Source organism: Rhizobium oryziradicis (assembly GCF_001939045.1).
GTDB lineage: Bacteria > Pseudomonadota > Alphaproteobacteria > Rhizobiales > Rhizobiaceae > Allorhizobium > Allorhizobium oryziradicis.
Genome location: NZ_MKIM01000032.1, coordinates 76,570 through 85,383, shown reverse-complemented (window position 1 = coordinate 85,383; position 8,814 = coordinate 76,570). Strand labels below are relative to the sequence as shown.

Here is an 8,814-nt window from a genome sequence, read left to right as displayed (position 1 = left end):
GCGTGATCTGACGCGGCGTGCGCAAAGGGGCGAGTTCTCACTCGGGCCGGTGCTCATGGCGCTGATCCGCGCAAATGATGCGCACGGCCAAAAAACCGGGTGAGCGGGGCAAGCGTGATGACGGACGCTTTACAAGCTCGTCTATTCATGTCCTGTTATCATCAGGAGGAACGGAGGACAGCGTATCTGTGATCGCTGAACATCACGATGACATCGCACACTGACCATATTCGTGAGATTGAAAAGGCAGGGCTGGGTTTGGCGATTGATCGCGATGCCACGGTGATCAAATCCTGGCTGCGCTGCCTTGAGCAATATCATCTGGACCCGACCAGAGCCTGTGAAGCCTTTATTGTTCCGGCTGAGAGATTGCGCGAACATCGCCAGCAGTCTGAAGACTTGATCCGAATTGCGCGCTCAGGGCTTGAGCATTTGTTCAATCAGGTCGCGGGCCAAAACTATGTGCTGCTGCTGTCGGATCGAAAAGGTGTTGCCGTCGAATTTCTGGGAGATCCGTCATTCGACAATCATTTGCGCAAAGCCGGGCTGTATCTTGGAGCCGAATGGTCGGAGGCCCGGGCGGGTACTTGCGCCGTTGGCGCGTGTATTGAAACGGGCGAAGCGCTGACAATTCATCAAAGCGATCATTTTGATAACACCCATACGCCGCTGTCCTGCACAGCCGCGCCGATTTATGACACGCAAGGCGAGCTTTGCGCGGTGGTGGATATTTCGCTGCTCAGTTCGCCGATTTTAAAGACCAGTCAAAATCTGGCACGGCATTTGGTCAGCGCCACGGTGCGGCGGATTGAATTGGCCAATCTGATGGCGCAGACACGTCATGAATGGGTGCTTCGTTTTGCCCGCTCACCCGAATTTGTCGACGTGGACCCTGAGGCCGCAATTTCGCTGGATGGAAGTGGTCGCGTTCTCGGCATGACCCATGGCGGTGCGCAAATCCTGGCGCGGGCCTGCGGGGCGGACTGGCGAGAACCACAATCGCTGATTGGCCAGCCGATTTCACAATTCCTCGATATGGATGTGGATGGTCTGGCCAACCTGACACGTCGGCGGCCAACCCGAGACCGGATGATTTTCGCTCGCGACGGCAACGCGCTTTTTGCCCATGCCATCGAGCCACAAATTCAGTCTCATGTACGACGTACATCCACATCAATCTCACCCGCTCAAGACTTAGTCGGTCGCGAATTGGGAGGGGCCGATCCTGATATTGCAGCGCTTCAAACGAAGGTGGCAAAACTTGCCCGCACAAGATTGCCGATCCTGATTCAAGGTGAAACAGGAACCGGCAAAGAGTATCTTGCCCATGCTGTTCATGAAGCAAGTGGCCTGAAAGGTCAGTTTGTTGCCATCAATTGCGCCGCCATTCCCGAACAGTTGATTGAAAGTGAGCTGTTTGGCTATGTGCCCGGCGCGTTTACCGGTGCGGCCTTGAAGGGCAGAAAAGGGCTGATCGAACAGGCAGATGGCGGCACTTTGTTTTTGGATGAAATCGGCGATATGCCGCTCACCTTGCAAAGTCGGCTTTTGCGCGTGCTGGCAGAGCAGGAAGTGATGCCGGTTGGCGGCGTGGAGCCACGCAAAGTCAATATTCGTGTGGTGTCGGCCTCTCATCGTTCGCTGTTGACTTTGGTGGAGCAAGGGCATTTCCGCGAAGATCTGTTTTATCGCCTCAACACGGCTGTTTTGCGCCTTCCTGCTTTGCGCGACCGAGCGGATTTTGACTGGGTTGTTGCGCGCATTCTGTCGCGCCATGGCGATGGCGCGGTGGCACCGGTGATATCGCCAGCAGTGATGATGGCGCTGCGTACCCACACTTGGCCCGGCAATATTCGCGAATTGGACAATGTGTTGGCGGTGGCGGTGGCCTTGAGCGAGGGCGGCACCATTGAACTTGCTGATTTGCCGGATGGCTTTTGCAACAATGCGATACGGCAGGATGAACATCAGGGACAGACGCTGCATGCAACCTTGAAGGCCTGCAATTGGAATGTGTCCGAAGCGGCTCGGCAGTTGGGCGTTGATCGCTCAACCGTTCATCGCCAGATCAAGCGCTATCAACTCAAGTAGCACATGCCTTTTGTGAGAAACGTGCGGCAACCTGTTGCGCCACACCTGTTGCAAAAGCTGGGTGTTTGCAACAGAACACGTCACTAATCTCATTGAAACCATTGTCTTTTTTGCAAATGCCGCTCTGGCACGCGGCTTGCAAACTTATCTCCAACAACAACAACAAAGGGAGATGAGGCAATATGAAAGCCCTCCGATTTCACGCCGCAAAAGATTTGCGCATTGAGGACATTGCCAAGCCGTCGGCACCCGCGCGCGGTCAGGTTCTGGTTCGCAATCGCTTTGTCGGCATTTGCGGCACAGACCTGCATGAATATAGCTATGGTCCGATTTTCATTCCAAAAGAGCCGCATCCTTTCACCGGTGCACACGGCCCGCAGGTCTTGGGCCACGAATTTGGCGGTGTGGTGGAAGCGGTTGGCGAAGGGGTTACCTCTGTCGCAGTCGGCGATCGTGTCTCGATCCAGCCGTTGATCATGCCACGGTCTGGCGATTATTTCGCCGATCGGGGCCTGTTTCACTTAAGCACAGAACTGGCACTGGTGGGATTGAGCTGGCAGTCCGGCGGCATGGCCGAATATGCGCTGGTGAACGACTATAATGTTCAAAAAGTGCCCGATGACATGACGGATGAAGAGGCGGCATTGGTTGAGCCAACAGCCGTTGCCGTCTATGCCTGTGATCGCGGCGGGGTCACGGCAGGCTCTAGCGTGCTTGTTACGGGCGCGGGTCCGATTGGCATGTTGACATTGTTGGCCGCGCGCGCAGCCGGTGCGGCGCAATTGTTTATCTCTGATGTGAATGATGCGCGCCTTGATTTTGCAAAATCGATTTTGCCCGACGTGATCACCATCAACCCCAAGCGCGACAATCCCGGCGATGTTGTGCGTTCATGGTCTGAAGGCAAGGTCGGCTGTGATGTTGCTATTGAATGTGTGGGCAATGAACATGCACTGAAGGCGTGCGCTGACGCTGTGCGCAAACAGGGTGTTGTGGTGCAGACCGGCCTGCATCCCCATGAAAACCCGCTGGACTGGTTTCAGGTGACCTTCAAGGACATCGATATTCGTGGCTCCTGGGCCTATCCGACCCATTATTGGCCGCGGGTCATTCGCCTGATTGCCTCTGGTCTTTTGCCCGCCAAACAGGTGGTTACCAAGCGCATCACTTTGGATACGGCCGTTTTGGAAGGGTTTGACACGCTTTTGGACCCGGCAGGCCAACACCTGAAAATTCTGATCGATCTTCAGAAATAGTGGATCAGGCTGGTGTTCAGGAGAGGAGCCCACACACCAGCCTTTGGAAAACTGAAATGAGCATAATGGAGGAGTTCACATGCTTGAAGATAGCCCAAACACCCGCGTTGACGCGGTTCTTGCCAAGCTGGGCAAGGCGCTGGAAAATGGCGATATTGATGCCGCTGTTAATTTGTTTCAAACCGATTGCTATTGGCGGGATCTGGCGACATTCACCTGGAATTTGAAGACGCTGGAAGGTCACGATCAGATCCGTGACATGCTGACAACGCAGCTTGCCAGCATCGGCCCTTCCCTCTTTCGTCAGGATGAGAAGGAAATGGCAACCGCCAATGATGGCGTGATTGATGGCTGGTTTTCCTTTGAAACCCAAGTTGCGCGCGGCTACGGCCATATTCGCATCAAAAATGGTCTGATCTGGACCTTGCTCACCACCATGTCCGAGCTCAAGGGCCATGAAGAGCCAAAAGGTTTGAACCGGCCAATGGGGGCCGAACATGGGCATGATCCAAACCGCAAAACCTGGGCAGAAAAGCGCCTGCAAGAAGCTGCCGAGCTTGGCTATAAAACCCAGCCCTATGTGGTGATTATTGGCGGCGGCCAAGGCGGTATTGCACTGGGCGCACGGCTGAGGCAATTGGGTGTTCCCACCATTATCATTGAGAAAAATGAGAGAGCGGGCGACAGTTGGCGCAAGCGTTACAAATCTTTGTGCCTGCATGATCCCGTTTGGTATGATCACCTGCCCTATATTCCGTTTCCAGAAAACTGGCCGGTTTTTGCCCCCAAAGACAAAATTGGCGATTGGCTGGAGATGTACACCAAAGTCATGGAGCTGAATTACTGGAGCTCTACCGCCTGCAAATCGGCCCAATATGACGAGGCAACCAAGGAATGGACCGTTGTTGTCGAGCGCGATGGCGAGGAGGTTGTGCTCAAGCCCAAGCAATTGGTGCTGGCAACCGGAATGTCGGGCAAGGCGAATGTGCCGAAGTTTAAAGGTCAGGATATTTTCAAAGGCGAGCAGCAGCACTCATCCCAACATCCCGGCCCCGATGCTTATCGCGGCAAAAAGGTGGTGGTGATTGGCTCAAACAATTCCGCCCATGATATTTGCGCCGCCCTTTGGGAAGGAGGCGCCGATGTCACGATGGTGCAGCGCTCGTCCACCCATATTGTACGCTCGGATTCCTTGATGGAAATCGGCCTTGGCGATCTCTACTCAGAACGGGCTGTGGCGTCCGGCGTGACAACCCGCAAAGCCGACCTGATTTTTGCCTCCCTGCCCTACCGGATCATGCATGAATTTCAAATTCCGCTCTATGACAAGATGCGCGAGAAAGACGCCAAATTTTATGCTGATCTCGAAAAGGCCGGTTTCATGCTGGATTGGGGGGCTGATGGCTCTGGCCTGTTCATGAAATATCTACGACGCGGCTCTGGCTATTATATCGATGTTGGCGCTTGCGATCTGATCATTGATGGCAGCATCAAGCTGAAATCGGGGTCTGATGTTGACCATCTGACAGAAGATGCCGTGGTGCTGAAAGACGGAACGGTCTTGCCCGCTGATCTGGTGGTTTATGCCACCGGCTATGGTTCGATGAATGGTTGGGCAGCGGATCTAATTTCAAAGGATGTGGCGAACAAGGTGGGCAAATGCTGGGGCCTTGGCTCAGACACGCCCAAAGATCCGGGACCATGGGAGGGCGAACAGCGCAATATGTGGAAGCCAACCCAACAGGAAGGCCTGTGGTTTCACGGCGGAAACCTGCACCAGTCGCGCCATTATTCGCAATATCTGTCCTTGCAGTTAAAGGCGCGGCAGGTTGGATTGGATACGCCGGTTTACGGGTTGCAAAAACCGCATCATCTTGGTTGATCTCATGATTTTGGTCCCCCGCCGAAGTGTGGGGGATCAGGATATGTTGAGGTTCAGGTGATAACGGGTTGCCTTGCGCTCACCGGTTCGTAACAAGGCCCCTTTTTCGACCAGATCGGCGAGATCACGGGTAATGGTGGATGGCGGCGCACCGGTGATGGTGGCGTAATTATGGGCGCTGAGACCGCCTGTAAAACCGTCTGGGCCTTCGGCCAGCACGCGCAGGAGTGCTTTTTCCTGCCGCTCATTCAATAGACCCCGCAAACTGTCCATCAATCGCGTTTTTTCAATCAAAAAACGGACCAGATCATCTGCGGATGCTTGCGCTTCGAGCGCGCGATCCGCAAACCACGAGAGCCAGTCATCAAGAGTGAGCGTGGTGCTTGCCGCCTCCAGCATCGCGTAATAATCCTTGCGATGCTTGAGCAGTGATTTCGACAAGGCGCTGAACGTTGGGATGGAGATGGCGCGCGCCAGTGCACTTTCGGCGATGGCGCGCCCGATGCGGCCGTTGCCATCCTCAAAGGGATGGATACTTTCGAACCACAGATGCGCAATGCCTGCACGGGTCAGAGCGGCAAGCGGGTTTGGCCCATCCGGCGCGGTTTTGTTCAGCCAATCGAGCAGCGCGTTCATTTCAATGGCCAGCCGGTCGGACGGTGGAGCCTCGAAATGCACGCGCTCGCGACCAAAAGCGCCGGAAACAATCTGCATTGGCTCTTTGTGTCGGCGATACTGGCCGATATCGACAATATCCCGGCGGCCGTTCATCACCATTCGATGCCATTCCTGAAGCCGCGCTTCGGTGATGGGGGCAAGGGGCGCGCGGTAAAGATCGGCCATCATTTCCGCAATGCCTGCCTCTGCCGGCCTGCTGCGGAAAGGAGCGGCCGCCATTCCCAACTGTCGGCGCAGGGACGACTGCACGCTGTCTCGATCTAGGATTTCGCCTTCAATCGCGGATGTGCTCATGGCATCTGCGCTGAGCAGCTCGATAACAATGTCCTCGCGGTCGCCTTGCGTCAGGTGCCGCATGGTGCCAACGGCAATGGCTGCATTTTCCATGAAAGTCTGCTCCCTCTTTCGAAGGAGATCAGGCTGCCACTCGAAGTTTGGCCACCCCTGCAATTGCCAATTCCAAGCCATAGGCGATAAACTCCCCATTTATCGCTCAATTTATAGCAGAAAAATGAGCGATAAAAACAGTTTCTTTCGCTCATGCGCCCGTGACATGTTCTACTGCGTAATTCCTTAAATCGGAATCGATTTAAATCGAATGGTGCGCGTGCTGTCCCGCTGCAAAAGGCTGACTGTAAAATGCAATAGATGCAACAAAACTTTTGAAGTGCTGTCACGTTCTCAGTTGTTGGATTTACGCTTTGTCAGATTGTCTGCCAGCTGCGTGAAATAGTCTTGCAACATTTTCTGGTTTGCGTCGGTAGACAGGCGCTTATAGCGATCAAGCAGTGCAGCCCGCTTGGCTTTCCCTTCCGGGCTCTGATAGAGGTTCGTGAGATAGAGGATATCGCCGTCGCTTAAGCCTGCGAGAGCAAGGCCAAGTCGGAGCTTTTCGTTGGCGCGGTTGGCGTCTTTTGAGTAGGGTTTTTCATTCTCGGTTTTCTGTTGCAGGTATGACAATATCTGCGTTGGCATGTCTTGGCGTTGCTCTTGCGAGAGCGCGGCAAATTGCGATGGGTCCGAATTGAAAAACGCATGAACGGCAACATACATCGCCTGCGCCGTAACGGCGGTTTCTGCGGCAAGGTCGGGGCTTGCCATCAACTGAGCGAGCTGTTCAACGCGCGGGCTATCGGCTTTTTTCACAATCTCAGCGTCCATGGTCTGGAGGGCGGCATCGCCTTTTGATTGAGCCAGGGTCTCGATCTTTTTTCGGCTTGCGTTGAGATCATCGGCAATTTTTGCCAGGCGCTGAGCATCAATTGAGGAATTGCCAACATTTTGCATGCTGTTTTGAATTTCAGTCACAAATGCTTGCGCATTGAATGCATCACGTGTTGCGGATTCAATCATGCTGTCGGCTTGCTTGTCGTGCAAGCCTTCCTGATCAGATATGTATTTCAAAACATTGTCGGCAAGCAGTCCGGCATTGGCGACGCGCTCGCCGACCTGCTCAATTTGAACAAGTGAGGCATCAATCGATGGGTCTGCGCAGGCCGCAACGGGGCTGAGCATGCCCATACCAAGGCACAGCAGCCCACCTCTTATAGAGTGCTTCAATCCACGGATCATTGCGGCTCAAATTCTGTTTGTTTCATCACAAGAGATAGGTGCCGCACGTTTTATCCAATGCACAAAGGACGCTGTAACACTTTAAATTTGCTGCATAATTTTCACCTTAAATCGATTCCGATTTGAGGAATTATGCAGTAAATCTCCTGCATTATTTTCACCTGTTCTTACATCATGAAAACATCGCTTAACTGCTTGGGTCTCGTTTGTGCTGAAAGGCGCGAAATAATATGCTCAGCCTTGACCATCTGTTCACGTCCGGTCGGATCATTTCCAGCGATACGCATGCCAATACTTTGTTGCGGATAAAACGGTGAGCCTGTGACGGCTCGACTTAATGTATCAATGCGCGCTCGTACAACAGACCCGAGGTCATCATACTCGATACGCTGACCGGGTTCGTAAGTCGCCCCACGAATGATTTTAGGTTCGCTTTCCTTTGGATAGTCCTTGGCCGTTGGCATCTGGTTGATCCGTTCTTTGCTACGGATGCCCTCTCCTATGCCGCCGCCGATACCATTGCCGATCGATGGCGCATGACGAACCAGCGTATCCGAATCGAGAACAGACGTCATATAGAACAAGAGCTCCATCTGTTGTGCCAGCTTGTTTTCATCAACGCGGTTGGCGCGAGGGGGCAGCCAGAAAGGGGTTGCCTCGACCATATCCGCAAGTTTGAGCTTGTCGCTCTCTTTGATGCTGTTATCGTTACGAACGCCAGTGACGAACTCATGAACCGCAATAAAACTCACATTCACAAAATCCTGCAACCGCGTCAGAAAATTCACTGATGTTTGCGACTGGATACCAGAGGTTCTTACCGTAAAATTCTCAACAGCTGCGGTGATGTGTTGGCCCGCGATCCCTTTGGCTTTATCCAGAACGCTGCCCAAGGCAAACATTGCGGCCTTGTTGTTGGTGACAGCATGAACTGCATCAAATGTTCTATTGAGATTATTATTGCAGATTGTCCGAAGCAAAGCGCGCCCGGCAAGCACGCGCAAGGACGACGACGCGAAAGCAGCCATCAACACTGAACCGCTCAGCACTCCAGCCGTGAAGACTAAAAGTTCCGCCCCCATCTTGTCACGCGCCACTTGAGCCTTCAACGTGTTTTGATAATTGTTATAGGCGAAATCGTAAGAACGGACGTAGGGGCTGACGACGCTCACTTCCCACTGAGATTTTTTCTTATCTAACTCGTCCATTATGGAAGTCAGGCGGTCTTTGGCTGATGACATTGGTGTTTATCTCCAGATTGATAACACGGTGTAGCTGGCCGTGCTGAAGCAAGCTCTGATAGCCTTCTCGCTTTTCGTAATATTCTTTGAAACT

Annotated in this window: 6 protein-coding genes; 3 read left to right on the top strand and 3 right to left on the bottom strand. The window is 53.5% G+C overall.

Features of this window, described 5'->3' with window-relative positions:
- Positions 1–207 precede the first annotated feature (207 nt).
- From BJF95_RS22315 to BJF95_RS22305, 3 genes are all read left to right on the top strand, one after another.
- On the top strand, positions 208–2,091 hold the full coding sequence (locus BJF95_RS22315; protein WP_075641712.1) for a sigma-54-dependent Fis family transcriptional regulator: 1,884 nt from the start codon (positions 208–210) through the stop codon (positions 2,089–2,091).
- Positions 2,092–2,273: 182 nt separating this feature from the next.
- Positions 2,274–3,347: a 2,3-butanediol dehydrogenase gene (locus tag BJF95_RS22310; protein ID WP_075641711.1), complete on the top strand. Its 1,074-nt coding sequence runs from the start codon at positions 2,274–2,276 to the stop codon at positions 3,345–3,347.
- 79 nt (positions 3,348–3,426) lie between these two features.
- Positions 3,427–5,229 carry an NAD(P)/FAD-dependent oxidoreductase gene (locus BJF95_RS22305; protein ID WP_075641710.1) on the top strand — a complete coding sequence of 601 codons (1,803 nt, stop codon included), beginning with the start codon at positions 3,427–3,429 and terminating at the stop codon, positions 5,227–5,229.
- A gap of 36 nt (positions 5,230–5,265) precedes the next feature.
- Here the strand turns inward: BJF95_RS22305 and BJF95_RS22300 are convergent, their stop codons facing one another.
- The 3 genes from BJF95_RS22300 to BJF95_RS22290 all read right to left on the bottom strand — a co-directional run bounded on the left by BJF95_RS22300 (position 5,266) and on the right by BJF95_RS22290 (position 8,720).
- Complete coding sequence (locus tag BJF95_RS22300) at positions 5,266–6,375, bottom strand: Fic family protein (protein ID WP_075641709.1); 1,110 nt, start codon at positions 6,373–6,375, stop codon at positions 5,266–5,268.
- A 213-nt stretch (positions 6,376–6,588) separates the two neighbouring features.
- Positions 6,589–7,479: a hypothetical protein gene (locus BJF95_RS22295; RefSeq protein WP_175577311.1), complete on the bottom strand. Its 891-nt coding sequence runs from the start codon at positions 7,477–7,479 to the stop codon at positions 6,589–6,591.
- A 167-nt stretch (positions 7,480–7,646) separates the two neighbouring features.
- Entirely contained in the window at positions 7,647–8,720 is a 1,074-nt protein-coding gene (locus BJF95_RS22290; RefSeq protein ID WP_075641707.1) for a hypothetical protein, read from the bottom strand.
- Positions 8,721–8,814 lie beyond the last annotated feature (94 nt).

Excerpts from the sequence above, each read along its gene's own strand:
- BJF95_RS22310 (WP_075641711.1), top strand. The coding sequence starts at position 2,274 with ATGAAAGCCCTCCGATTTCACGCCGCAAAAGATTTGCGCATTGAGGAC.
- BJF95_RS22305 (WP_075641710.1), top strand. The coding sequence starts at position 3,427 with ATGCTTGAAGATAGCCCAAACACCCGCGTTGACGCGGTTCTTGCCAAG.
- BJF95_RS22315 (WP_075641712.1), top strand. The coding sequence starts at position 208 with ATGACATCGCACACTGACCATATTCGTGAGATTGAAAAGGCAGGGCTG.
- BJF95_RS22300 (WP_075641709.1), bottom strand. The coding sequence starts at position 6,375 with ATGGCTTGGAATTGGCAATTGCAGGGGTGGCCAAACTTCGAGTGGCAG.
- BJF95_RS22295 (WP_175577311.1), bottom strand. The coding sequence starts at position 7,479 with ATGATCCGTGGATTGAAGCACTCTATAAGAGGTGGGCTGCTGTGCCTT.
- BJF95_RS22290 (WP_075641707.1), bottom strand. The coding sequence starts at position 8,720 with ATGTCATCAGCCAAAGACCGCCTGACTTCCATAATGGACGAGTTAGAT.